This is a genomic window from Streptomyces sp. NPDC002577 (assembly GCF_053594815.1).
In genome coordinates, this window is the sequence record NZ_JBSFWK010000058.1 from 28785 (window position 1) to 53580 (window position 24796).

The 24796-nt window shown below is 70.0% G+C and carries 22 protein-coding genes; 9 read left to right on the forward strand and 13 right to left on the reverse strand.

What is annotated here, in order from left to right:
- The first annotated feature begins 10 nt into the window (after positions 1–10).
- The 3 genes from ACWD4J_RS39420 (at position 11) to ACWD4J_RS39430 (ending at position 1680) form a co-directional block, all read left to right on the forward strand.
- Positions 11–424: a roadblock/LC7 domain-containing protein gene (locus tag ACWD4J_RS39420; protein WP_190151225.1), complete on the forward strand. Its 414-nt coding sequence runs from the start codon at positions 11–13 to the stop codon at positions 422–424.
- 94 nt (positions 425–518) lie between these two features.
- Entirely contained in the window at positions 519–1118 is a 600-nt protein-coding gene (locus ACWD4J_RS39425) for a DUF742 domain-containing protein (RefSeq protein WP_451400371.1), read from the forward strand.
- Positions 1099–1680, forward strand: a complete 582-nt coding sequence (locus ACWD4J_RS39430; protein ID WP_181655657.1) for a GTP-binding protein — start codon at positions 1099–1101, stop codon at positions 1678–1680. Before ACWD4J_RS39425 ends, ACWD4J_RS39430 begins: the two co-directional genes overlap by 20 nt.
- 253 nt (positions 1681–1933) lie before the next feature.
- Here the strand turns inward: ACWD4J_RS39430 and ACWD4J_RS39435 are convergent, their stop codons facing one another.
- The 3 genes from ACWD4J_RS39435 to ACWD4J_RS39445 form a co-directional block, all read right to left on the reverse strand.
- The gene (locus ACWD4J_RS39435) at positions 1934–2152 is read right to left on the reverse strand and encodes an acyl-CoA carboxylase subunit epsilon (RefSeq protein ID WP_451400372.1); all 219 of its coding nucleotides are present in this window, start codon (positions 2150–2152) and stop codon (positions 1934–1936) included.
- Between the two features lie 56 nt (positions 2153–2208).
- Positions 2209–3849: an acyl-CoA carboxylase subunit beta gene (locus ACWD4J_RS39440; RefSeq protein ID WP_451400373.1), complete on the reverse strand. Its 1641-nt coding sequence runs from the start codon at positions 3847–3849 to the stop codon at positions 2209–2211.
- Between the two features lie 287 nt (positions 3850–4136).
- Positions 4137–4646: a hypothetical protein gene (locus ACWD4J_RS39445; RefSeq protein WP_451400374.1), complete on the reverse strand. Its 510-nt coding sequence runs from the start codon at positions 4644–4646 to the stop codon at positions 4137–4139.
- A 321-nt stretch (positions 4647–4967) separates the two neighbouring features.
- On the opposite strand from ACWD4J_RS39445, the gene ACWD4J_RS39450 reads away from it, so the two are divergent.
- On the forward strand, positions 4968–5582 hold the full coding sequence (locus tag ACWD4J_RS39450) for a YceI family protein (RefSeq protein WP_451400375.1): 615 nt from the start codon (positions 4968–4970) through the stop codon (positions 5580–5582).
- A 52-nt stretch (positions 5583–5634) separates the two neighbouring features.
- On the opposite strand, the gene ACWD4J_RS39455 is transcribed toward ACWD4J_RS39450, so the two are convergent.
- Both ACWD4J_RS39455 and ACWD4J_RS39460 read right to left on the reverse strand, forming a co-directional pair.
- Entirely contained in the window at positions 5635–6141 is a 507-nt protein-coding gene (locus ACWD4J_RS39455) for a MarR family winged helix-turn-helix transcriptional regulator (protein WP_451400376.1), read from the reverse strand.
- 125 nt (positions 6142–6266) lie between these two features.
- On the reverse strand, positions 6267–7952 hold the full coding sequence (locus ACWD4J_RS39460) for an FUSC family protein (RefSeq protein WP_451400377.1): 1686 nt from the start codon (positions 7950–7952) through the stop codon (positions 6267–6269).
- 213 nt (positions 7953–8165) lie between these two features.
- On the opposite strand from ACWD4J_RS39460, the gene sigJ reads away from it, so the two are divergent.
- A complete protein-coding gene (gene sigJ / locus ACWD4J_RS39465) occupies positions 8166–9212 on the forward strand; it encodes an RNA polymerase sigma factor SigJ (protein ID WP_451400378.1) in 1047 nt (348 codons plus the stop codon).
- Between the two features lie 17 nt (positions 9213–9229).
- Here sigJ and ACWD4J_RS39470 read toward each other — a convergent pair whose 3' ends face one another.
- Together ACWD4J_RS39470 and cimA are read right to left on the reverse strand one after the other, a co-directional pair.
- Positions 9230–10579: a hypothetical protein gene (locus tag ACWD4J_RS39470; protein ID WP_451400379.1), complete on the reverse strand. Its 1350-nt coding sequence runs from the start codon at positions 10577–10579 to the stop codon at positions 9230–9232.
- A 117-nt stretch (positions 10580–10696) separates the two neighbouring features.
- Positions 10697–12406 (reverse strand): citramalate synthase, encoded by a 1710-nt coding sequence (gene cimA, locus ACWD4J_RS39475; RefSeq protein WP_451400380.1) that lies wholly within the window; start codon positions 12404–12406, stop codon positions 10697–10699.
- Between the two features lie 440 nt (positions 12407–12846).
- Here cimA and ACWD4J_RS39480 point away from each other — a divergent pair, with 440 nt between their 5' ends.
- The gene (locus ACWD4J_RS39480; protein ID WP_451400381.1) at positions 12847–13668 is read left to right on the forward strand and encodes a sensor domain-containing protein; all 822 of its coding nucleotides are present in this window, start codon (positions 12847–12849) and stop codon (positions 13666–13668) included.
- A gap of 97 nt (positions 13669–13765) precedes the next feature.
- On the opposite strand, the gene ACWD4J_RS39485 is transcribed toward ACWD4J_RS39480, so the two are convergent.
- Together ACWD4J_RS39485 and ACWD4J_RS39490 are read right to left on the reverse strand one after the other, a co-directional pair.
- Positions 13766–14854, reverse strand: coding sequence for a branched-chain amino acid aminotransferase (locus tag ACWD4J_RS39485; RefSeq protein ID WP_451400382.1), 1089 nt, complete (start codon positions 14852–14854; stop codon positions 13766–13768).
- A gap of 250 nt (positions 14855–15104) precedes the next feature.
- Positions 15105–16145, reverse strand: a complete 1041-nt coding sequence (locus ACWD4J_RS39490; protein WP_451400383.1) for a 3-isopropylmalate dehydrogenase — start codon at positions 16143–16145, stop codon at positions 15105–15107.
- Positions 16146–16339: 194 nt separating this feature from the next.
- Between ACWD4J_RS39490 and ACWD4J_RS39495 the strand changes: the two genes are divergently transcribed.
- Positions 16340–17932, forward strand: coding sequence for a purple acid phosphatase family protein (locus ACWD4J_RS39495; RefSeq protein ID WP_451400384.1), 1593 nt, complete (start codon positions 16340–16342; stop codon positions 17930–17932).
- A 9-nt stretch (positions 17933–17941) separates the two neighbouring features.
- Here ACWD4J_RS39495 and ACWD4J_RS39500 read toward each other — a convergent pair whose 3' ends face one another.
- The 3 genes from ACWD4J_RS39500 to ACWD4J_RS39510 all read right to left on the reverse strand — a co-directional run bounded on the left by ACWD4J_RS39500 (position 17942) and on the right by ACWD4J_RS39510 (position 21071).
- Positions 17942–18073 (reverse strand): hypothetical protein, encoded by a 132-nt coding sequence (locus ACWD4J_RS39500; protein ID WP_451400385.1) that lies wholly within the window; start codon positions 18071–18073, stop codon positions 17942–17944.
- Positions 18074–18413: 340 nt separating this feature from the next.
- The gene (gene pruA, locus ACWD4J_RS39505; RefSeq protein WP_451400386.1) at positions 18414–20045 is read right to left on the reverse strand and encodes an L-glutamate gamma-semialdehyde dehydrogenase; all 1632 of its coding nucleotides are present in this window, start codon (positions 20043–20045) and stop codon (positions 18414–18416) included.
- A gap of 45 nt (positions 20046–20090) precedes the next feature.
- Positions 20091–21071, reverse strand: coding sequence for a proline dehydrogenase family protein (locus ACWD4J_RS39510; RefSeq protein WP_451400387.1), 981 nt, complete (start codon positions 21069–21071; stop codon positions 20091–20093).
- 187 nt (positions 21072–21258) lie between these two features.
- Between ACWD4J_RS39510 and ACWD4J_RS39515 the strand changes: the two genes are divergently transcribed.
- Positions 21259–22440: a PucR family transcriptional regulator gene (locus tag ACWD4J_RS39515; protein ID WP_451400388.1), complete on the forward strand. Its 1182-nt coding sequence runs from the start codon at positions 21259–21261 to the stop codon at positions 22438–22440.
- A gap of 48 nt (positions 22441–22488) precedes the next feature.
- Here ACWD4J_RS39515 and ACWD4J_RS39520 read toward each other — a convergent pair whose 3' ends face one another.
- Complete coding sequence (locus ACWD4J_RS39520; RefSeq protein ID WP_451400389.1) at positions 22489–23082, reverse strand: TetR/AcrR family transcriptional regulator; 594 nt, start codon at positions 23080–23082, stop codon at positions 22489–22491.
- 97 nt (positions 23083–23179) lie between these two features.
- On the opposite strand from ACWD4J_RS39520, the gene ACWD4J_RS39525 reads away from it, so the two are divergent.
- Positions 23180–24784: an MFS transporter gene (locus ACWD4J_RS39525; protein WP_451400390.1), complete on the forward strand. Its 1605-nt coding sequence runs from the start codon at positions 23180–23182 to the stop codon at positions 24782–24784.
- The last annotated feature ends 12 nt before the right edge of the window (positions 24785–24796 follow it).

Consider the following 24796-nt stretch of genomic DNA (forward strand, 5'->3'; position numbering starts at 1 on the left):
TGTGAGCCCGATGAGCCAGGCGGCACAGAACCTGAACTGGTTGATCACCAACTTCGTGGACAACACCCCCGGGGTGTCCCACACCGTGGTGGTCTCCGCCGACGGACTCCTTCTGGCGATGTCCGAAGGCTTCCCGCGCGACCGCGCCGACCAGCTGGCGGCCGTCGCCTCCGGCCTCACCTCCCTCACGGCCGGTGCCTCCCGCATCTTCGAGGGCGGCAGCGTGAACCAGACAGTTGTGGAGATGGAGCGAGGATTCCTCTTCCTTATGTCCATCTCCGACGGCTCGTCACTCGCGGTCCTTGCACACCCCGAAGCGGACATCGGCCTCATCGGGTATGAGATGGCACTTCTCGTCGACCGTGCGGGCTCGGTCCTCACGCCTGATCTGCGCGCCGAGCTCCAGGGCAGCCTTCTCAACTAACAGACAGACAGTGCGTATTCGCGCCCCGTGGCTTTAAAGTTTCGGGACGCGACCCCACCGTAACGGGTGCCCGGCGCAGTCGGAGGAGGAGAAAGTGGCAACACCCCCAGACGGTTCGTCCTCGGCCAATTGGCCTTACGGCCATGGCCAGGGCGAGGGTGACGGTTCGGCGAACCGGTACAACTTCCCCTCTGCGCCGAGTCAGCAGCGTCTGCCGTACGTCCCGCATCAGCCGCAGCAGCCGGCTCCTGGGCCGTCTCCGTACGACCCCTACAGCCAGCCGCAGGCGCCCCGCATCCAGCCTGTACAGCCTCAGCGGCGCGCCCCCGAGCCGGCGCCCGCCGGGGCGTCGAACAACCCTCTGGTGCGCCCGTACGCCATGACGGGCGGGCGCACCAGGCCGCGGTACCAGCTCGCCATCGAGGCGCTGGTGCACACCACGGCGCAGCCGCACCAGATGCAGGGCCAGCTGCCCGAGCATCAGCGGATCTGCAACCTGTGCCGGGAGATCAAGTCAGTCGCTGAGATCTCGGCACTTCTCTCCATCCCCCTCGGCGTTGCCCGGATCCTCGTCGCCGACCTGGCGGAGGCCGGACTTGTCGCCATCCATCAGCCCGGCGGCGACGAGAACGCCGGCGGCCAGCCTGACGTGACACTGCTCGAAAGGGTGCTCAGTGGACTTCGCAAGCTCTAGCGGCGATGTAGCCCGCTCCACTACCTCCGCGAAGATCGTGGTGGCGGGCGGCTTCGGCGTGGGCAAGACCACGTTCGTCGGCGCGGTCTCGGAGATCAACCCGCTGCGTACCGAAGCCGTGATGACCTCGGCTTCCGCGGGCATCGACGACCTGACGCACACCGGGGACAAGACCACCACCACGGTGGCCATGGACTTCGGCCGTATCACCCTGGACCAGGACCTGATCCTGTACCTGTTCGGTACGCCGGGTCAGGACCGCTTCTGGTTCATGTGGGACGACCTGGTACGCGGCGCCATCGGCGCGGTCGTCCTCGTCGACACCCGCCGCCTCGCCGACTGCTTCCCGGCCGTCGACTACTTCGAGAACAGCGGCCTGCCCTTCGTCATCGCCCTCAACGGCTTCGACGGGCACCAGCCCTACAACCCGGACGAGGTCCGCGAGGCGCTCCAGATCGGCCCCGACACCCCGATCATCACGACGGACGCCCGCCACCGCGCAGACGCCAAGAGCGCCCTGATCACGCTGGTGGAACACGCCCTGATGGCCCGCCTGCGCTAAGCGCTCCGCTGGAAGTGCCGGGATGTCCCGTCGGTTCGCTGCGGCGCCGTCGTGGCTGGTCGCGCAGTTCCCCGCGCCCCTTCGGGACGCTGCCGCTGTGGGCAGTCGTGCCGCTGGGGCGGCGCGGGTGGCACACCGGCACCCCCGACGGCGGGCAACCTGACTCGCTACGGCGCCCACGACGCACGTACAGCACAAGGCCCGGCACCCCATCGGGGTGCCGGGCCTTGACGCTTAAACCAAGCCAGAGGCCTCAGTGCCAGCTGTGCGGCGCCCGAAACCCGGGCTCCCGCTCCAGCCGCCGCCACCCGGCCTTGCTACGGCCCCGGTGGACAGAGGACGCATCGGACCGCGCGGCGGCACGGGCCATGAGAATCGCCGTGATGGCCGCGAGCTCCTCGGGCTCGGCGTGCCCCTTCTCGACGCGCAGGAAGTTGCTCGGGTCGACAGGTGCAGCAGCAGGAACGGTCATGGGTTCAGTCTCCGTGAGAGAGGGTTCCGCAGGGTTACCGCGGAGGATCCGCGGGGTTACTGCGGGGGGTTGCCGTGCTTGCGCGAGGGCAGGTCGGCGTGCTTGGTGCGGAGCATCGCGAGGGAGCGGATGAGCACCTCGCGGGTCTCTGCCGGGTCGATGACGTCGTCGACCAGACCACGCTCAGCTGCGTAGTACGGATGCATCAGCTCGGCCTTGTACTCCTTGACCATGCGCGCGCGCATCGCCTCGGGGTCGGCCGCGGCGGCGATCTGCCGGCGGAAGATGACGTTGGCGGCACCTTCGGCGCCCATCACCGCGATCTCGTTGGTCGGCCAGGCGTAGGTGAGGTCCGCACCGATGGACTGGGAGTCCATGACGATGTAGGCACCTCCGTACGCCTTGCGCAGGATCAGCGAGATCCTCGGCACCGTCGCGTTGCAGTACGCGTACAGCAGCTTCGCGCCGTGCCGGATGATCCCGCCGTGCTCCTGGTCGACACCGGGGAGGAACCCCGGAACGTCCAGGAACGTGACGATCGGAATATTGAAAGCGTCACACATCTGGACAAAGCGCGCAGCTTTTTCACTCGCCTCGATGTCCAGCACACCCGCCAGCGTCTGCGGCTGGTTGGCGACGATGCCGACCACCTGGCCGTCGAGACGGGCCAGCGCGCAGATGATGTTGCGGGCCCAGCGCTCGTGGACCTCGAGGTAGTCGCCGTCGTCGACCAGCTCCTCGATGACCTTCGCCATGTCGTACGGGCGGTTGCCGTCAGCCGGGACCAGGTCGAGCAGCACGTCGCTGCGGCGGTCGGCCGGGTCCTCGCTCGCGACGGTCGGCGGGTTCTCGCGGTTGTTGGACGGCAGCAGCGACAGCAGGTACCGCACCTCGGCGATGCAGGTCTCCTCGTCGTCGTACGCGAAGTGGCAGACGCCGGAGGTCTCGGCGTGCACATCCGCGCCACCGAGGCCGTTCTGGGTGATCTCCTCGCCGGTGACGGCCTTGACCACGTCCGGACCGGTGATGAACATCTGCGAGGTCTCGCGGACCATGAACACGAAGTCCGTGAGGGCGGGGCTGTAGGCCGCGCCGCCCGCGCACGGGCCGAGCATCACCGAGATCTGCGGGATGACACCCGAGGCCTTGGTGTTGCGCTGGAAGATGCCGCCGTAGCCCGCGAGCGCGCTGACGCCCTCCTGGATGCGGGCGCCGGCGCCGTCGTTGAGCGACACCAGCGGCGCACCGGCCGCGATGGCCATGTCCATGATCTTGTGGATCTTCGTGGCGTGGGCCTCGCCCAGCGCCCCGCCGAAGATCCGGAAGTCGTGCGCGTACACGAAGACCGTCCGGCCCTCGACCGTGCCCCAACCGGTGATGACACCGTCGGTGTGCGGCTTCTTGGCCTCCAGGCCGAAGCCGGTCGCCCGGTGCCGGCGCAACTGCTCGACCTCGCGGAACGAACCCGGGTCGAGCAGCAGCTCGATCCGCTCACGCGCCGTCAGCTTGCCCTTGGCGCGCTGCGCCTCGGTCGCCTTGTCGCTCGGTCCGCGCAGTGCCTGCGCACGGATCGCGTGCAGCTCGGCCACGCGGCCGCGGGAGTCGGTCGGCTCAGCCGTCTCACCCGTCGTGTCACTCGCCGTGCCACCCTCTGTGGCACTCGTCGTGTCACCCGGCGTCTCGTCCAAAACGGTCATGTAGCGACCTTACGAAGCCCGCCGAGCAAAACGGGCCGTCGACTCCGTACAGTCTCCGACCCGTTTTCCTGGTGCCCCTAAACAGAACGCACGGTGGATGCAGCCGAACTGACTGCTCAGAGCCCCGTCCCGTTGTAGGGACTACACAAAGCCGTCACCCGAGAGCCACCTCACATTTATGCGGGCCGCATGCCGTCGCTCAGGTGATTCTCGGCCGGAGCCTACGCCGTTCGTGGCACCTGGACGGACGCGGCTCCGGCCGTCGGGCTCCAGCCCGCGGTAGAGGGTCAGCAGCCGCCGCAGTTGTAGTACGTGACGTCCCAGTGGCTGCCCTCGTCCGCGTAGATGTTGCCGGCGCCGGACTTGTACTGGGCGGCGCCGTCACTGCGCAGGCCTATGTACGTGAACGAGTTCTTGATGTAGCTGCCGATGCAGGTGTACTTGCTGAAGTCGAGCTTGTAGCCGTTCCAGTGCGAGTACGTGCCGCTCGCGTGCCCGGTCTCGGTGCCGCCGGTGATGTTGAGCGCGCAGCCGCTGGCCGACTTCAGGGTCTGGGCGCCCTGCGCGGTCGCGAGGTTGAGCTGCTCGAAGGACGTACAGGTGGCGTTGTTGCGGTCCGAGCAGCCGCCGGACGACGACCAGGTGATGCCGGACGAGCTGAACATCGAGGTCGCGGTGGCGTGACTGATCTTCGTCACGGCGAAGGCGTCGCCGGCACCGGTGAGGACGCCGAAGCCCGGTGCGAAGAGTGCTCCCAGGACGAGAGCGAGTGCGCTGATGACCGAGCGGAGTTTCATCGGGTTCCTTCCTGCTGATGACCGTTTCTGATGACGTGCGTACGGGTGTCGCGTGCGTGCTGTGACGTGCGTTTCGTACTGCCGACGTGCGTTCAGTGCGGCGGATGTGCAGGCAGAGCAGGGAGATCCTGCCCGAGGTCTACGCGCGTCCGCCAGTACTCCTCCGAAACAGCTCGCGAGGTTGCCGGAAAGACCCGGGAACCGGCGGAAATCGTCCGCACGGAAAAGTTGAACGTTGAACGGAATAGGTCTATGGTCGATCTCATTGAAGGTTCAACAGCCTCGACACAAGGCCGAGGCTCGTCCCCAAAGGAGCCAGTCATGGGTCTCTTCGGCCGCAAGAACAGCACCACCGCCACCGCCACGACCGCCGCGCCCGCGGTCGACCCGGAGCTCGCCGCTCTGACCGGCGACTACACGATCGACCCGTCGCACAGCACGCTGGGCTTCGTCGCCCGCCACGCCATGGTCACCAACGTCAAGGGTTCCTTCCTCGACTTCACCGGCTCCCTGAACCTGGACGGCTCGGACCCGGCCCGGTCCACCGCTTCCCTCGACGTCACGATGGACAGCATCGACACGGGCTCCGCGGACCGGGACGGCCACCTGAAGAGCGCGGACTTCTTCAAGACGGAGGAGTTCCCGACGATGACGTTCCGCTCGACCAAGGCCGAGGCGCTGGGCGGCGCCGACTACCGCATCACCGGCGACCTGACGATCCTGGGCACCACCAAGCCGCTCGCCATCGACCTGGAGTTCAACGGCTCCGCGAAGGACCCGTTCGGCAACGAGCGCGTCGGCTTCGAGGGCAAGGCGGAGATCCTGCGCTCGGAGTGGGGCCTGACGTGGAACGCCGCGCTGGAGACGGGCGGCGTGCTGGTCTCCGACAAGATCAAGCTGAACTTCGACATCTCGGCGATCAAGAACGCCGAGTGATCCCGGCGACCGGCCGGCCGGAGTCGGCCGGTAGCCGTCGATGCGGCCGGGGTCAGTGCCGCAGCGCTCCCCCGAGCCGTCCCTCCAGTACCAGCAGCAGCTCGCCGAGTTCCGACGCGAGCCCGTGGCGGCGCTCCTCGCTGAGGCCGGCCAGCAGCGTCGCCTCGTAGGCGAGCTGCTCCGGCAGCAGCTCGTCGATGAGTTCGCGGCCCTGCTCGGTGAGCGTGAGGTGGCTGACCCGGCGGTCGCGTTCGTCAGGGCGGCGCCCGACGAGGCCGCGCTCCTCGAGGGTCCGTACCCGCTTGGTGATCGCCGCCCCGGAGGCGAACGTCTCCCGCGCGAGCTGCTTCGGCGTCAGCGAACGGTCCACGCGGCGCAGCGTCCCCAGGATGTCGAACTCGGGGCGGGTGAGGCCCGCTCGGGTCAGCGGGGCGTCCGCGGCCTGCTGGAGCAGGGCGGAACAGCGGTTGAGCCGCCCGATGAGCGCCATCGGGGCGGTGTCGAGGTCGGGGCGGACCTGCTGCCACTGCCGCAGCACCGTTGCCACGACGTCTTCCAACGGTCTTTCCTTCCATTGCCGGGCCGGTTTCCGGCGCTGTACGCGTCGGCACCCGGCCTGACTCTACGCCGCCGGGTCCCAACCTCCCGCCCGGCCCTCGGCCGCCATCGCCGCAGGCCGGGGGCTCACGCCGGGAGTGCGTGGGTGGCGGTGCCCGGCGAGTGGGCCACCTGCACGTGAACGGGGTCGAGGCGTCGCGCCAGTTCGGCCAGGAGCTGATGCCCCTCGCGTTCGGCGGTTGCGATCTGTTCCTCGGGGAGGGCGGGTTGCCACCACTCGCCTGCCACGGTGTCCGCTGCCTCCCGCAACTCGAGAAGGGCGCCGGCCAAACGGTCACGGGCCCAGGCCAGTTCATGGGCCTGCGGCGCGGCCTTGTCCTGGGCGACGAGCCGTTCGGCGGCCTCGTGGGCGGCCGCGGTGGATTCCAGCGCCTGCTCGGTGCGTCCGGCGGCACGCCGGTTGGTGACCAGGGCGCAGCACAGCAGTCCGATCACCACGCCGACCACGGTGTCCAGCGCACGGTCGGTGAACAGCTCGCGAGCCGGCTGCTGCTGGACGAACTCCGTCATCAGCAGGGAGAGGTTGGTGACGCTGATGGCGCCCAACCAGTACCCGCGGCTGATCGTCGCCTCCGCGCCGAACTGGAAGAACAGGGCGACCAGGACGACGGCCAGCGCCCCGGTCCGGGTGACCGGCAGCAGGGCCGCGAAGACGGCCAGGCCGAGGAAGTTGCCGAGTGCGCGATGCACGGCCCGTCCCCAGCTCAGGGCCATGTTGGCCTGGAAGACCGCGGCCGCGGTGACGACGGCCCAGTACGGGCGGCCGACGCCGAGCGCCATCGAGGCCCAGCCGGCCAGGGCGCAGCCGATCGCGACCCGGGCACCGATCGGCAACAGCGGCGAACCGGGGCGCAGGGCGTGCAGGAACGAGACGTGCGGCCGGTCCGGGGCGTGCCGGCGCAGCATCGCGGTGACGGCGGCCTGCTCGACGGCGACACCGGCCACCTGGTCGGCTTCCCGGCCGGGCGGGAAGAGGTCGGGCAGAGGGATGTTCCGCCGCAGCGCCCGGGCCCAGACGGCGAGCTGCCGCGGGGCGGCGGTCCCGGACTCGGCGCGGGCCAGGAGCAGTTCCAGGCGGTAGCGGTCGGCAGCGCGCTCCGGTGTGGGCACGGGCACCAGCAGAACGGTGTGCCACGCGGCGTTGACGGCCGCCGCGGCGGCGTGCCGGGCGCGGGCGTGGCCGGGTTCGCCCTCGGCGGTGCCGACGAGGCGGGCCGCGGCTTCCAGGGCGCGCGCGACGGCGGTCCGCTCCGGTCCCCGCGGCCGGACCAGTGCCGGCGCCATGCAGACGACCCAGGCGAGCAGGCCTCCGGCCAGGGTGAGGTCCAGGTGGAGCGGGATGGCGACGAACTGCTGCGGGAAGAACAGGCAGCTGGCGCCGATGAAGGTGAAGATCAGGTTGCCGGGCATGCCGATCCGGGTGGCGTCGCACACGACCTTGTGCACGGCGGCGAGCAGCGCGGCCACTGCCACACGTACGGCGGTGGAGTCGGTGGCCGCGGCGGTGAGCAGCCCGGCTCCGGTGGTGGCGGTCATCCCGAGGATCACCCAGATGAGGGTGCGCGCACGGGCCGCGTAGGGCAGGCCATGGGCGTACAGCACGCACATCGCTCCGGCGGCGGTGTACATGGCCAGGTCCAGCCGCCCCAGGCCGAGCAGCAGCAGATTGGGGATGCCCATCGCGACCACCGCGCTGAGTGCCGGCTTGTGCCAGATGTCACTGCCCCGGCCCAGCCCCACCAGGCCCCGCAACGGAAGTGGACGTACCCATGCATGCGCGCCCGATGAAATGGCTGCCTCCTCCTCGTCCTGCCCCGGCTCCCGGCGACAGAGAAACAACTTAACGGTTAATTTACTCGTGAATCATACCGGAGGGGGTCCGTGAGATGCGGGTCACACTGCGGCTGGGATGTCACATCCCGGGGGCCGACGCCCTCTGGGATATGAGCGTCCAGGGAGGGGCGAATGTCCAAGAGTCGTCCGGCACGAGCGACGGGTCCGGCACAGCCGGCGGCGGAGAGCGGCCCGCTGCACACCGCCACGCAGCTCTTCGTCGACCACCGCGAGCTGCTGTTCTCGATCGTCTACAACATGCTCGGCAGCGTCGCCGACACGGAGGACGTCCTCCAGGACACCTGGCTTTCACTGACCGTCAGAGGGCGCACGTCCCCGCTCGAGGAGATCGCGAACCCGCGCGCGTATCTCGTACGCATCGCGGTGAACCATGCCCTCGCCCGGCAGGCGGTCATCCGCCGCCGCCGGGAGACATACGTCGGGCCCTGGCTCCCTGAGCCCCTGGTCGCCGGGGACAGCGCCGCGGTCACTACCGACGCCCAGGCGGAGAGCGCCGATGCCGCGGACCAGGCACTGCGCAACGAGACCGTCTCGATCGCGATGCTGGTGGTCCTGGAGACGCTCACCCCGCTGGAACGGGCCGTGTTCGTCCTGCACGAGGTCTTCGGCTACGCCCACACCGAGATCGCCGCGATCCTCGACCGCTCCCCCGCGGCCGTACGCCAGCTCGCTCACCGCGCGCGTGAGCACGTGCACGCCCGCCGTCCGCGCTTCGCGACGCACCCGCGGGTTCAGCAGGAGGCCACGGAGCGGTTCGTGGCGGCCGCGCTCGGGGGTGACATGGCGGCGCTCATGGAGATCCTGGCGCCGGACGTGACGCTGTGGTCCGACGGCGGGGGCAAGATGCGGTCCTCCGCGCTGCGTCCGGTCCGCGGCCGCGAGAAGGTGGCCCGCCTGCTGACCGCCTACAGCTCGCGCCGCCGCCCGGAGGGCATGGCCGTCGAGTACCGGCGCGTCAACGGCGACCCCTCGGCCGTGGTGTTCGACGGCGAGTCCCCGTACGCCGTGATGGTCATGGATCTGACTCCGGAGGGGGACCAGGTGTCCGACGTCTATCTCGTCACCAACCCGGACAAGCTCTCCCGCGTCCCGAAGCAGGGGGAGGGACTGGAAGGACAAGAAGGACAGGAAGAACAGGAGGAAGAAGGGGAGCCCTAGGGCCTGCCCCAGCGGTCCTAGAAGCCGCCCCCGAAGTCCCCTCCGCCGAAGCCTCCGCCGTCTCCGAAGCCGCCGAAGCCCCCGCCGAAGTCACCGGGGTCGAAGTCGGCGCCCGAGACGTCGCCGCCGCCGTAGCCGGCGCCCACGCCGAAGTCTCCGTAGCCGTAGCCGTAGTCGGAGGCGTACCCGGGGCTGGACATCAGGCTGCCCAGGAGGGTGCCGACCAGCAGGCCCGGCAGCAGGCCGCCGCCGAAGTAGCCGCCCGCCCAGGGGCCGTAGGCCGGTCCGGCCTCCCAGTACGGGCGGCGGCCGGTCTCGGTCTCGACCGTGCGGACCATCGGCTCGGCGCCGTCCTGCAGGCGCGCCGCGTCCGCGGCGCAGACCGGCACCTCGCGCGCGGCACCCTGCCGCGGAGCCCACAGCATCTCCGTCACCGACGGGCCGTGGCGCGGGTCGAAGAAGCACGGCGCCCGCCGCTCCGGCAGCGGCCGGCCCTCGCGCCGGGCGGCCAGCTGGGCGAGCACGAAGCGGCCGTCCTCCAGCGCCTGGGTGACTCCGCGCACCTCCTCGGGCTGCTGGGCGGCGGCCATCAGGGACTTCGCCTTGTCGTACGAGTCGAGGGCGCGTTCGTAGTCGGCGCGCATCGCGTCGTTCGCGCCGGCCTCGGCCGGGTGGAAGTCGAGCCGGTCGAGCTCCTCGCCGAAGGCGGTGATGTCCTCGTCGACGACGACGCGGAGCTTGTCGAGGGCCGCGCGCTGCTCCTCCTCGCGCCTGCGGCGGTTGCGGCGCGCGAGCACGTACGCACCGGTGCCGCCCGCGACGATCGCGGCGCCGACGCCGATCAGCGCACCGGGCGAGACACCCTCACCGGTGTCGCCCCAGGAGGCCGGCGCCGTGCCGCCCATGTTCCGCACGGCGCGGTCGACGAAGTGGTTGAGCTGGGTCGTGGCGTCCTCGCCCTGGACGCTCGTCACGAGGTTCTGGACGGCATCGCGGGACAGGACCCTGCTGTCCGCGCGGGCGTCGAACCGGTCACCGAGCCGGATCCCGTACAGGCCGGTGATGCCCGTGTCGGTACGGAGGTTCTGGAAGAGGTTCGCCGTGGGGAAGCCCTCGGGCAGCACGGCGATGAAGACGGGCTTGTCGGCGTCCTTGATCTTCTTCGCCAGATCGTCCGCGGCACCGGACGGCAGTACGTCGGCGACGTCCGGGTCGACGTAGACGGGATCGGTGCGCAGGGCCTCCGCGACCGTGCTGACGTCCGTGGCCGCCTGGGCGGACGGTGCGGCTACGGACAGCACCGCCAGGACAGCGGCCGCAAGGACGAGTGCCGGGGCCCGGAGTCCTCGTATCAGTGCGGCCTTCATGCCTACGAAGCTACCGGAAATCCGGTAATCACGGACATTTCACCGGACCTGGGCCCCCGCCGCGAGCAACGCGGCGGGGCGGGGCGGGGACCGCACGGCAGCCCGGGAGGCGGCCTACTACTCCGAGGGCTCGACGCCGGCCCGCAGCAGGCCGTACGTGTACGCGTCCTCCAGGGCCTGCCAGGACGCCGCGATGACGTTCTCCGCGACGCCGACCGTCGACCACTCGCTCTCGCCGTCGGACGTCGAGATCAGTACGCGCGTCGTCGACTGGGTGCCGTGCTTGCCCTCCAGGATGCGGACCTTGTAGTCGACGAGCTCCATCTTGGCGAGCTGCGGGTGGATCCTCTCCAGGGCCACGCGCAGGGCGCGGTCGAGGGCGTTGACCGGGCCGTTGCCCTCGGCCGTGGCGACGATGCGCTCGCCCTTGGCCCACAGCTTCACGGTGGCCTCGTTGGCGTGGGTGCCGTCGGGGCGGTCCTCGACGATGGCGCGCCAGGACTCGGTGCGGAAGTAGCGGCGGGCGCGGCCCTCGGCCTCCTCCCGCAGCAGCAGCTCGAAGGAGGCGTCGGCCGCCTCGTACGTGTAGCCCTGCAGCTCACGTTCCTTGACCCGCTCGACGACGCGGCCCACGAGCTCGCGGTCGCCGCCCAGGTCGATGCCGAGCTCCTTGCCCTTGAGCTCGATGGAGGCGCGCCCTGCCATGTCGGAGACGAGCATCCTCATGGTGTTGCCGACCAGCTCGGGGTCGATGTGCTGGTAGAGGTCCGGGTCGACCTTGATCGCGGAGGCGTGGAGCCCGGCCTTGTGGGCGAAGGCGGAGACACCGACGTACGGCTGGTGCGTGGAGGGGGTCAGGTTGACGACCTCGGCGATGGCGTGCGAGACGCGGGTCATCTCGGCGAGGGCGCCCTCGGGCAGAACCTTTTTGCCGTACTTGAGCTCGAGGGCGGCGACGACCGGGAAGAGGTTGGCGTTGCCGACCCGCTCGCCGTAGCCGTTGGCGGTGCACTGCACGTGCGTGGCGCCGGCGTCCACGGCTGCCAGGCTGTTGGCGACCGCGCAGCCGGTGTCGTCCTGGGCGTGGATGCCGAGCCGGGCACCGGTGTCGGCCAGCACCGTGGCGACGACGGCGTGGACCTGGGCAGGCAGCATGCCGCCGTTGGTGTCGCACAGTACGACGACGTCGGCGCCGGCCTCGGAGGCGGCCCGGACGACGGCCTTCGCGTACTCGGGGTTGGCCTTGTAGCCGTCGAAGAAGTGCTCGCAGTCGACGAAGACGCGGCGGCCCTGCTCGCGCAGGTAGGAGACGGTGTCGCGGACCATCTCGAGGTTCTCGTCGAGGGTGGTGCGCAGGGCCAGCTCCACATGCCGGTCGTGCGACTTGGCGACCAGCGTGATCACCGGGGCGCCGGAGTCGAGGAGCGCCTTGACCTGGGGGTCCTCGGCCGCCTTACCGCCTGCCCGGCGGGTGGAGCCGAACGCGACGAGCTGGGCGTTCTTGAAGCCGATCTCCTGCTGGGCGCGGGCGAAGAACTCGGTGTCCCGGGGGTTCGCCCCCGGCCAGCCGCCCTCGATGAAGCCGACGCCGAAGTTGTCCAGGTGCCGGGCGATGGCCAGCTTGTCCGCGACCGTGAGGTTGATGCCCTCGCGCTGGGCGCCGTCGCGCAGCGTCGTGTCGAAGACGTGGAAGCTGTCGTCGAGACGGGGCGCGGAAGCGGACGGCTTGTCGTCGGCGGACGCGGTGCCCTGCGGGGGCACGCTGCCGTGCGCCGACGTGGCGGCGGACGCGGCGTGCGAACTGTCGTCGGTGGCCTGACTGGTCATGGCTGACTGACTCCTGTCGATGAGTGGCTCCGGTATTTCTGGATCCACTTGCCCCCATCATCGCGCGCTGCTCGCCTCCGGCCGGGATGGGGTCCGGGAAACGAAAAAACCTCTCGCGGGTGCGAGAGGTCTGCGCGCGGGTCTGAGGCACGGTGTCCGCTGCCGCGAGGGTGTGTCACGGGATCAGCGGTCACTGCGGACCGGCGCGCTGATGCCAATAATCATGGCGAAAGCGAGCATGGTCGGCAGTCTGCCATACACGCTGCACCGCGGGGCCCGGGATCTCACGATGTGGGCGTCCTTTTTGCACGGGTTACCCGCCGCCGTGAGCACAACACTTCGGCCGGCGGTGTGCGGCGTGCGGTATCCGGCCGCCCGCCCGGCTTGTGTACACGTTCGGCGGGCGGGTCCGGTAAGCGGGCGGTGGTAGGGGAAGCAGCATGAGTTCACAGCCGCCGTCCGGACCGCCGCGGGGTCCGTTGCCTCCTCGGCCCGGACCGCCAGGACCGGAGAAGGGGCCCGAGCCCGGCGGGGCCCCGGCCGGCGGGCCGCCTCGCCGGCTGCTCACCCTGGTCGTCGGCGGGGCGGTCGTGGTGCTGGGGCTCGTGGTGCTGCTGATCACCCTGCTGCGGGGTGGCGGGGAAGGGGGTGGTCCCCCGAAAGCCTCTGCTTCGCCCACGAGTACCGATACGGCGGCAGCCCGGGAACTCGCGAAACGTGCGGCCCTCACCCCCGGGGACTGGGGACCCGGCTTCGAGAAGGACGATCCGTATGAGATCGACCCCGCGGACGAGTTCGCGCTCAAGGCCGACTGTGAGGCCTACGCTCGTACCCCGAGAACCGGAACACTGGCCTCTGTGAACCGCGCCGCGCGAACGTCCAGCAGGCACCTGGCCGTGGAGTCCGCGGTGTGGGTGTTCGCCGACCAGCCGACGGCCGAGAAGTTCATCGCGGACACCCGGACCGACTTGCATCGCTGTCCCACGCAGACCAGCGGAAAGGGGCGCTGGACCGGCATTCACGAGGGCAACCCGCCTCAGCTGACCGGCTTCGACGACGTCGTGTCCGAGGAAGGCACAGTGGCCTCGCACACAGACGGCACCAAGGCGCACGATCCCTACATCATCCTGACCGGACGGGCCGGAGAGACCGTGCTGATCGCAAAGGTCTACGCGACACCCGACTCGGCGACGGAGATCCGCAAGCAGGCCGCAAACGGGCTGCAACTCATGGAGCAGCTGAGGCAGGGCGCGGGGGGCTGACCCGGCCGTTCGGTGGCCGCCGTAGAACCACGGCACAGCGCCCGGGCCGCCACGGACGCGTTGTCCGGGGCGGCCCGGGCGGAGGGGCCCGGAGGGGTCAGCCGAGGCGGTGCATCCAGCCGTGCTGGTCCTCGGCGACGCCCCGCTGGATGTCCAGCAGGGCCCCGCGGAGCTTGAGGGTGACATCGCCCGGCTCGCCGTTGCCCTGGGTCCACTCGCCGCCCGTGGACTTGACCGTGCCGACCGGCGTGATGACGGCGGCGGTGCCGCAGGCGAAGACCTCGGTCAGCGTGCCGTTCGCGGTGTCCTCGCGCCACTGGTCGATGGAGACGCGGCCCTCCTCGGACTCGTAGCCGAGGTCACGGGCGACGGAGAGGAGCGAGTCACGGGTGACGCCGGCCAGGAGGGAGCCGGTGAGGGCGGGAGTGATGATCTTGTTCCCATACACGAAGTACAGGTTCATGCCGCCGAGTTCCTCGACCCACTTGTGCTCCACGGCGTCCAGGTACGCGACCTGGTCGCAGCCCTTCTCGGCGGCCTCGGCCTGCGCGAGCAGCGACGCGGCGTAGTTGCCGCCGGTCTTGGCGTCGCCCATGCCGCCGGGGACGGCGCGCACGCGGTCCTCGGACAGCCAGATGGAGACCGGCTTGACGCCGCCGGGGAAGTACGCGCCGGCGGGCGAGGCGATGACGAGGAACAGGTACTCGTTGGCGGGCCGCACACCCAGGCCGACCTCGGTCGCGATCATGAACGGGCGCAGGTAGAGCGACTCCTCGCCGCCGTGCGCGGGCACCCACGCCTTGTCCTGCTGGACCAGGACGTCGCACGCCTCGATGAACGTCTCGACGGGCAGCTCGGGCATCGCGAGACGGCGGGCGGAGGCCTGGAAGCGCTTGGCGTTCATCTCCGGGCGGAAGGTGGCGACCGAGCCGTCGGGCTGCCGGTACGCCTTGAGGCCCTCGAAGATCTCCTGGGCGTAGTGCAGGGTCATGTTCGCCGGATCGATCGACAGCGGCGCGTACGGCACGAGCTGCCCGTCGTGCCAGCCGCGGCCCTCCGTCCACTTGATCGTCACCATGTGATCGGTGAAGTAGCGGCCGAACCCGGGGTTGGCCAGGATCGCCTCGCGCTCGGCAGCGGAGAGGGGGTGGGCAGAGGGCTTGAGCTCGATCGTGGGCGTCGTCATGAGTGGTTGTCCTTCACCGTTGGTTGTGACGGACCGCGCTCACGCCTGCACTGGCAGTACTAGGACGTCCGAGCTTCCCTGCACACCGCGGTCCCGCCGTCTCGATTATCTCGCGAGGGGGAAGGTGGTCGTGCCGGGCGTGAATGCGGCCCAGGGGTCGATGGTGGCACCCGGAGACCGCATACGAGAAGCCGCCGGGCGCCCTGTGGCTCCGGCGGCTTCTCGGTGTTCGAGAGGTGAGTCCGCCGGATCAGCCGGCTACTCGTGCGGCGAGCGCGTCGCCGATCTCTGCGGTCGTACGAGCGGCGTCGCCGCGCTCCGCGAGGTCGACGGAGACGGCCTCCTCGATGCGCGCCGCCTCGGCCTCGTAGCCGAGGTGGCGCAGCAGGAGGGCGACGGACAGGACCGTGGCGGACGGGTCCGCCTTGCCCTGGCCCGCGATGTCGGGCGCCGAGCCGTGCACGGGCTCGAACATCGACGGGAACTCGCCGGAGGGGTTGATGTTGCCGGACGCCGCGACACCGATGCCGCCGGAGATCGCCGCGGCGAGGTCGGTGATGATGTCGCCGAAGAGGTTGTCGGTGACGATCACGTCGAAGCGCTCGGGCTGCGTGACGAGGTAGATCGTCGCCGCGTCCACGTGCATGTACTCGGTGGTGACGTCAGGGAACTCCTCGCCCACCTTGTTGAAGATGTCCGTCCACAGGTGACCGGCGTGCACGAGCACGTTGTTCTTGTGGACGAGGGCCAGCTTCTTGCGGGGGCGCGCCTGGGCACGGGCGTAGGCGTCGCGGACGACGCGCTCGATGCCGAAGGCGGTGTTGAGGGAGACCTCGGTGGCGACCGCGTGCGGGGTGCCCTTGCGGATGGTTCCGCCGTTGCCCGTGTACGGGCCCTCGGTGCCCTCGCGGACCACGACGAAGTCGATCTCCGGCTGACCCGCCAGCGGTGTGGCGACACCCGGAAGGAGCTTCGAGGGGCGCAGGTTGACGTGGTGGTCGAAGGCGAAGCGGAGCTTCAGCAGGAAGCCGCGCTCCAGGACACCGGACGGGACCGAGGGGTCGCCGATCGCGCCGAGCAGGATCGCGTCGTGCTGCTTCAGGGCTTCGAGGTCGGCGTCCGTGAGGGTCTCGCCCGTGGCGTGGTAGCGCCGGGCGCCGAAGTCGTACTCCTTGGTCTCGAGCTTCACGTCCTGCGGGAGCGCGGCGCTGAGGACCTTCAGGCCCTGGGCCACGACCTCCTGGCCGATGCCGTCACCGGGAATCACTGCGAGATTGATGCTTCGAGACATGCCGGTACCGTACTCCTCGTCCCATGCTTTGACACGTAGCGTCCAGCATCCGGACCGGCCACTGGGGGCTTGGCCCCCAGATCCCCTTATCGGCCTTGACGGCCTCGTCCTCAATCGCCGGGCGGGCTTTTCTGTCGGTTTCCGTTCACCCGGATGACTGGCCCCTGTTGGCCATTGCTGGGAAGTTGTCCGGCATGGACACTCCCAACGTCGGCATCCCCGAGCAGCTCGTGCGGCGCATGAGCATGGCCGAGCAGCACGAGTATCTGCGGGCGAAACTGACGCGGCGCAGGGTTCTGGCGGGGGCGGTCGGCACCGCCGGGGCGGCGGGTGGGATCGGGCTGCTGACCGGATGCTCCTCCGGTACGGCACACGGCAGTGGCCCCTCGGCCGCGCCGCTGACGCGGTCCGCGACGGCCACGGTGGACGGCTCGCTGGTGGCGCCGTTCGGGCGGCATCTCGCGTTCGGCGCGGACCCGAAGACGCAGATGCGGATCTCCTGGCAGGTGCCGTTCGCGGTCAAGAACCCGTACGTACGCGTGGGGTTGAGGCCGTGGGAGCTCGACCGGAAGATCGAGGCCGAGGTACGCGATCTGCACACCCCGGCGCTGACCTCGCAGCTGCCCGCCGTCGACCAGTACTACCTGCACGTCGCCCTGGACGGCCTGAAGCCGGGCACGACGTACTTCTACGGTGTCGGCCACGACGGCTTCGACCCCGCGAGCACCGATCGGCTGTCCACCGTCGGCACCTTTCGCACCGCGCCCGCGACGCCCGAGACATTCGTGTTCACGGCCTTCGGCGACCAGGGCGTGAGCTATGACGCGCTCGCCAACGACCAGCTGATCCTGGGCCAGAACCCGTCGTTCCATCTGCACGCGGGCGACATCTGCTACGCGGACGGCACCGGGCACGGCGAGCACTCGGACGTGTACGACGCGCGCGTGTGGGACCAGTTCCTCGCGCAGACGGAGTCGGTCGCGAGGTCGGTGCCGTGGATGGTGACCACCGGCAACCACGACATGGAGGCCTGGTACTCCCCGGACGGCTACGGCGGCCAGTCCGCCCGCTGGTCACTCCCGGAGAACGGCTTCGACGCGAAGAACGCGCCGGGCGTGTACTCGTTCATCTACGGCAACGTCGGCGTCGTCGCCCTCGACGCGAACGACGTCTCGTACGAGATCCCCGCCAACAGGGGCTACACGGACGGAAAGCAGACCACCTGGCTGGACCGGCGCCTCGGGGAGCTGCGCGCGTCCTCGTCCGTCGACTTCATCGTCGTGTTCTTCCACCACTGCATGTACTCGACGTCCACGCACGCCTCGGACGGCGGGGTGCGGGACGCGTGGCTGCCGCTGTTCACCAAGCACCAGGTGGATCTGGTGATCAATGGCCACAACCATGTGTACGAGCGGACCGACGCGATCAAGAACGGGAAGGTCGGCCGGCACGTGCCCGTCGGCGCCTCGACCGATCCGACGCGCGACGGCATCGTGTACGTCACCGCGGGCGGCGCCGGCAGGCAGCTCTACGAATTCCCGGCCGGAGTCGAGGACAGCTACGAGGGCGCGGTGAAGGACCACGAGTCGATCCTCACCTTCCGCTGGCTGAAGTCGCAGCTGCCCGACGCGGAGAGTGTCGAGTGGTCCCGGGTGCGGTACACCGGCTTCTCGTTCCTCGCGGTGGAGGCGGAGGCCGGTGCGGCCCCGAAGCTCAAGGTCTCCGCGCTCGCCGAGAGCGGCAAGCGCATCGACTACTTCGAGGTCGCGCGCGGCAAGGGTCGGTAACCGCGAAGGTCAGTGACCGGTCTCGCCGCCGTTGTCCCTGCGGTCGAGGGCTCGCTGCAGGGCGGCGGCGGCGTTCTTGCGCTCGATTTCGCTGGTACGGGAGATACGGCGGACTCGGCGGACGGGCGTCGCAGTGGCCATGGTGATCGACTCCTTGAGATCACACAGCTCCGGAAGCAGCGTCAGGGGCTTCGCGGCTCTGGAGAGCGGGGGGATTTCGAGGTGCCGGAAAGGGCGGGGAACCAGAAGCGGCAGGGGTTGCCTGCCCGGTGCTCCGGCTCACGACCGCCATTCGCTGGATCGAGCGAGACGTTCGGCTCCTACAAAACTACGGGAGTACGGAGCGCCTGTCTCTACAATTACTCGGACTTCCTACTATCTGAGACGCGCACCCTGAACAGGCCCGCTGAACGCGCGCGCCCCGCCCCCGATCGGCCGGGGGCGGGGCGGAACGCAGGAGGACGGCCGGCCGAGAGGACGGTCAGCCCATGTGCGGGTAGCCGTACTCCGTCGGCGGGACCAGCGTCTCCTTGATCGCGCGGGTCAGCGTCCAGCGCATCAGGTTCTGCGGGGCGCCCGCCTTGTCGTTCGTGCCGGACGCGCGGCCACCGCCGAAGGGCTGCTGGCCGACGACGGCGCCGGTCGACTTGTCGTTGATGTAGAAGTTGCCCGCGGCGTAGCGGAGCTTGTCCATCGTGTACGCGACGGCGGCGCGGTCGCCTGCGATGACCGAGCCCGTGAGCGCGTAGGCGGACACCGACTCCATCTGGGTCAGCATCTCCTCGTACTTGTCGTCCTCGTAGACGTGGACGGCGAGGAACGGACCGAAGTACTCGGTCGTGAAGACCTCGTTCTCCGGGTCGCTGCACTCCACGACGGTCGGGCGGACGAAGTAGCCGACCGAGTCGTCGTACGTGCCGCCGGCCACGATCGTGCAGGTGTCGTCGGCCTTGGCGCGGTCGATCGCCGCCTTGTTCTTGGCGAAGGCCCGCTCGTCGATGACGGCGCCGATGAAGTGGGACAGGTCGGTGACGTCGCCCATGGTGAGGCCGTCCACCTCGGCCGCGAACTCCTCCTTGAAGCCGGAGTTCCAGATCGAGGCCGGGATGTACGCGCGCGAGGTCGCGGAGCACTTCTGCCCCTGGTACTCGAAGGCACCCCGGGTAAGGGCCGTCTTCAGGACCGCGCGGTCGGCGCTCGGGTGGGCGACGACGAAGTCCTTGCCGCCGGTCTCGCCGACGATGCGCGGGTAGGAACGGTACTTCTCGATGTTGTTGCCGACCGTCTTCCACAGGTACTGGAACGTCTTGGTCGAACCCGTGAAGTGGATGCCCGCGAGGTCCCGGTGCTCGAGCGCCACCTTGGACACCTCGATGCCGTCACCGGTGACGAGGTTGATCACGCCCTTGGGCAGGCCCGCCTCCTCGAGGAGCTGCATCAGCAGCACGGCGGCGTGGGTCTGCGTCGGGGACGGCTTCCAGACCACCACGTTGCCCATCAGGGCCGGGGCGGTGGGCAGGTTGCCCGCGATGGCCGAGAAGTTGAAGGGCGTGATCGCGTAGACGAAGCCCTCCAGCGGGCGGTGGTCCAGACGGTTCCACACGCCCGGCGAGTTGGCCGGCGGCTGCTCGGCGAGCAGATCGCGGGCGTACTTGACGTTGAAGCGCCAGAAGTCGATCAGCTCGCACGGAGTGTCGATCTCGGCCTGCTGGGCGGTCTTCGACTGGCCGAGCATCGTGGAGGCGGCCAGCGTCTCGCGCCAGGGGCCGGACAGCAGGTCGGCGGCGCGCAGGATGATCGCGGCACGGTCGTCGAAGGACATCGCGCGCCAGGCCGGGGCCGCGGCCAGCGCGGCGTCGATCGCGTCCTGCGCGTCCGCCTGCGTGGCGTTGCGGTAGGTGCCGATGACGGCCTTGTGGTTGTGCGGCTGCACGACCTGGAACGGCTCGCCGCCGCCCATCCGCTGCTTGCCGCCGATGGTGCAGGGCAGGTCGATCGGGTTCTCGGCGAGCTCCTTGAGCTTCGCCTCGAGCCGGGCGCGCTCGGGTGAACCGGGGGCGTAGCCGTGCACCGGCTCGTTGACGGGAGCGGGGACCTGGGTCACAGCGTCCATGAGTTCCTTGACTCCTTTTGAGTGGCGGGTGGGATCTGCCCTGGATCAGTTCTTGGTGATCATCGAGCGGACGAAGAAGAGCAGGTTGGCCGGCTTCTCGGCGAGGCGGCGCATGAAGTAGCCGTACCAGTCGGTGCCGTAGGCGGTGTAGACGCGCATCCGGTGGCCCTCGGCGGCGAGCCGGAGGTGCTCGTCGCTGCGGATCCCGTACAGCATCTGGAACTCGTACTCGTCCAGCTTGCGCCCGGCGCGGCGGGCGAGCTCCTGTGCGATGGAGATGATGCGCGGGTCGTGGCTCCCGATCATCGGATAGCCCTGGCCCTCCATGAGGATCTTCAGGATCCGGATGTACGCCTTGTCGATCTCCGCCTTGTTCTGGAAGGCGACGGAGGCGGGCTCCTTGTACGCGCCCTTCACCAGCCGGACGCGGCTGCCGGACGCGGCGAGGCGGCGGGCGTCGTCCTCGGTGCGGAACAGGTAGGCCTGGATCACGCAGCCCGTGCCGGGGAAGTCCTGGCGCAGCACCTCGTGGATGGCGAACATCGAGTCGAGGGTGGTGTGGTCCTCGGCGTCCAGGGTGACGGTGGTGCCGATCGCTGCGGCGGCCTCGACGACCGGGCGGACGTTGGCGAGGGCCAGCTCGTGCCCGCCCTGGAATGTAGGGGCGGGCCCGGAGGGCCCACCTTTGAGGGCGGTGGTGGGCGACGGGAGGGACTGGCCGAACATGGACAGCTTCACCGACATCTCGGCCTTGGTGCCGAGGCCGAGCTCCTTGAGGCGCTCGATCAGCTCGAGGTAGGCGTCGCGGGCGGCGGCGGCCTGCTCGCGGGTCGTGATGTCCTCGCCGACGACGTCCAGCGTGACCTCGAGGCCCTTGGCGGTGGCGTCCTGGACGATCGGGAGTACGTCGTCGACGCTCTCGCCCGCGATGAACCGGTCGACGACCTGTTTGGTGCCCGGCGCCGTCGATACGAAGCGGCGCATCTTGTCGCTGCGCGAGGCGGCGAGGATCACGGGACCCAGCACGGGGCACCTCCACACGGAAAGTATTGAGACAGGCCGCATACCGGAGGGAGGGGCGACAAACCCCAACGTTCCAGGTGCGGCACGGAGAACCACCGTGAAACCTAAGGATCCCTCCGATCGTGATCCATCGACAGCTGTCACGCATCCGTGGCCGAGATCTCAGACAGATGTCTGAAGGGCACGCGATATGCGGGAGAATGCCCGGGTGAAGGGCGACTACCAGGAACTTGTCGACGAGATCTCCGCGCTGCTCGGCGCCCCCGCGACCCTCGAGAACCGCGACTTCGCCCTGATCGCCTTCGGCGCCCACGACAGCGACAGCGACTTCGACGAATCCACGCTGGACCCCGTCCGGACCCGCTCGATCCTCACGCGCCGCTCCACCCCGGCGGTCCGCGCCTGGTTCGAGGGCTTCGGGATCGCACGGGCCACGGGCCCGGTGCGCATTCCGCCCGCCCCGGACGCCGGCGTGAACCGGGGCCGCATCTGCCTTCCGGTACGCCATCGGGGGGTCGTACTGGGATACGTATGGCTGCTGGACGCCGAACCGGGCCCCGGTGAGGAGCAGTTGGCCGCCGCGATGGAGGTGGCGGCGCGGATCGGCACGCTGCTCGCGGACGAGGAGCAGGCCGGCGCGGATCTGACCCGGGAGTTCCGTGCGGTGCTGACGGCCGAGCGCGGCTGGCAGCGCGACATGGCGGTGGCGGAGCTGCGTACGGCACTGGGGGAACGGGCCGGCGGCCTGCACGCGGTGGTGTGCGTGGCACCCTGGCCCTCCGCCGATCCGGCCGATGCGCCGTCGGTCCGCTCGGTGCCGGGGGCGACGGCCGTGTGCACGGTGCCGTGGGGTGCGGCCGGCCAGTGCCTCGCCCTGTTGATGCGCCTGCGTTCGCCGGACGTGCTCACCCCGGCGATGACGGCCGCGTCCGGAATGCTGAGCAGGGGCGGCGCGGGAGCCGGTGCCGCGGCCGGTGTGGCCCGTGCCCGGCGCGGTCTCGGCGAGTTGGGCGCCGCCTGGCGGGAGGCGTCGGCGGCAGCGCGGGCCGCCCTGGCCGAGCCGCGGCTCGGGCCGGTCGCCGCGTGGGCGTCCATCGGCCCGTACCGGCTGTTGACCGCGCTGTCACCGGAGGCGGTGCAGGACCCCGCCGTGGGCCTTCTGCTGGAGCCGTCCCACCGGGAACTGGCGCGCACCGCCGAGGTGTTCCTGGACTGCGCGGGCCAGGCCGGCCGCACGGCGGCCGAGCTGGGCATCCACCGGCAGACGCTGTACTACCGCCTCTCGCGGGTCGAGCAGCTCACCGGCCTCGACCTGGACGACGGCGAGGACCGGCTGCTGCTGCACATGGCGCTGAAGGCTTCGCGGCTGTGAGCAGCCCGAAAGGCAGAAGGATCGATACGGGCGACGCTCACCCGCCCCTCAGAATCCCTGCTTCCTGGACGCCGCCTTGATCACGCGCCTCAGCCCCTCGGTGAGTTCGTCGGCGGTGGGCGCGCTCGCGGGGTCGAAGTTCCACTGGGCGATAAGCCCCGTCATCAGGGTCATGTAGAACTTGCCGAGCGTGTCCACGGCCTCCTCCGGGACGTCCTCCTCGCGGCCCCCCATGAACATCGGGATGGTTCCGCGGCCGCCCTCGCGCTGCGCCCGCGCGAGGTGGTCGCGCACCTCGGGCAACTGGTCGCCCATCACCACGATCTCCATGCTGAGGCGCCACATGGAGCCGGGCCCCTGCATCGTGCCGATGATGTTCGACCAGACCTCCCTGAACCGCTCGACAGAGCCCGGCTCGGTGCCGGTCGTAGCCGGCTCACCGGCATCGAAGGCATCGGAGACGCCCTCGACCAGCGCGACGTACGCCTCCGCGAGCAGCTTGTCCTTCGAACCGTAGTGGTAGCCGATCGACCCCAGGTTGGTCCCCGACTCCTTGACGATGTCGCGCGCAGTCGTGCGCGCGAAGCCCTTCTCCAGCAGGCATCGCTTCGCGCCTTCGAGCAGATCCTCGCGGTGTCCCATGCGGTCCACCCTAGCGCCGATCAATACAAGCGTCCCATACCGGCGTTTTACACGAGCGTCCTAGACAGTCGTTTAAGACGTGCGTACAGTCCTGCTCATGACGAACACGACGGGCACCGCCCCGACCACCAACTCCCGTGCAGGGCACCGCGAATGGACCGCTCTCGGCGTCCTGATGCTTCCGCTGCTGCTGGTCTCCATGGACGTCTCCGTCCTCTACTTCGCCATCCCGGCGATCAGCGCCGACCTCGAACCCAGCGGCACCCAGCAGCTGTGGATCTTCGACATCTACGGCTTCGTGCTCGCCGGACTGCTCATGACGATGGGCTCGCTCGGCGACCGCATCGGCCGGCGCAAGCTGTTACTGCTGGGCGCCGCCGCCTTCGGCGCGGCCTCACTCGTCGCCGCGTACGCGAACAGCGCCGAGACACTGATCGCGGCCCGCGCGGTCCTCGGCATCGGCGGCGCGACGCTCATGCCGTCCACGATGGCCCTCGTCCGCACGATGTTCACCGACCCGGCCCAGCGCACGAAGGCGATCGGCATCTGGTCCGGCGTGATGACCGGAGGTGTCGCGCTGGGTTCGGTGATGAGCGGCGTCCTCGTCGAGCACTTCTGGTGGGGCTCGGTCTTCCTGGTCAACCTGCCCGCGATGGCGCTCCTGCTGGCCGTCGGACCCGTCCTGCTCCCGGAGTCCAAGAACCCCGAACCGGGCCGCTTCGACCTGCTGAGCGTGCCGCTGTCGATGGCCGCCGTACTGCCGGTGATCTATGGCCTGAAGGAGATCCCGTCCGAGGGCTTCGAGCCCCTCTACGTCGCGTCCCTCGCCGTGGGACTCCTCTTCGCCGCCCTCTTCGTGCGCCGCCAGCGCACCGCCGCGTCGCCGATGATCTCCCCCTCGCTGTTCGGCGGGCAGGGCTTCGGCTCCGCGATCGTCCTCAACCTGATCGCCGCCTTCGGGATGATGGGCTCGGCGTACTTCACCACGCAGTACCTGCAGTCGGTGCTCGGCAAGAGCGCGCTGGAGGCCGCGCTGTGGGCGCTGCTTCCCTCGGTCCTCATCGGCTTCGCCGCACCCGTGGCCGCACAGCTGGTGCAGCGCGGCGTGCACCGCGCCCACGTCGTCGCCGCCGGCTTCGTGACGGCCGCGGCCGGATACGGCCTGCTGGCCCTCGCCGGCCCGGACTCGATGTGGCTGGTGCTCGCCGGGGCCGGCGTCCTCGCCTGCGGCATCGTCACCGTGATGTCCCAGCTGACGGACCTGGCGCTGGGCGCCGCCCCCGTCGAGAAGGCCGGCGCCGCCTCCTCGCTCCTCGAGACCGGGCAGGAGTTCGGCGGTGCCCTGGGGATGGCCCTGCTGGGCTCCATCGGCACCGCGGTCTACCGACACGGCATTCCCGACGACGCGCCCGGGGCGGCCCACGAGACACTCGGCGGCGCCCTGGCCGTCGCCGGGCAGCTGCCCTCCCGGGCCGCCGACGCCCTGGTCTCCGCGGCCCGGGAGGCGTTCACCAGCGGGATGCAGGCGGCGGCGGTTGCGGCGACCGTGCTTTTGCTTGGTGCGGCGGCCTTGGCGGCAGGTGTGCTTCGCCGGGTGACGGTGCGGGATGCCGGAGGAGGCGCGCCCTTCCGCACCTCACCGTCGACCGCCACGGCAACAACGTCGTGGCGCGTACGCATCTGGGGCGCCCGGAGCGCGTGATCCTGGCCGGGC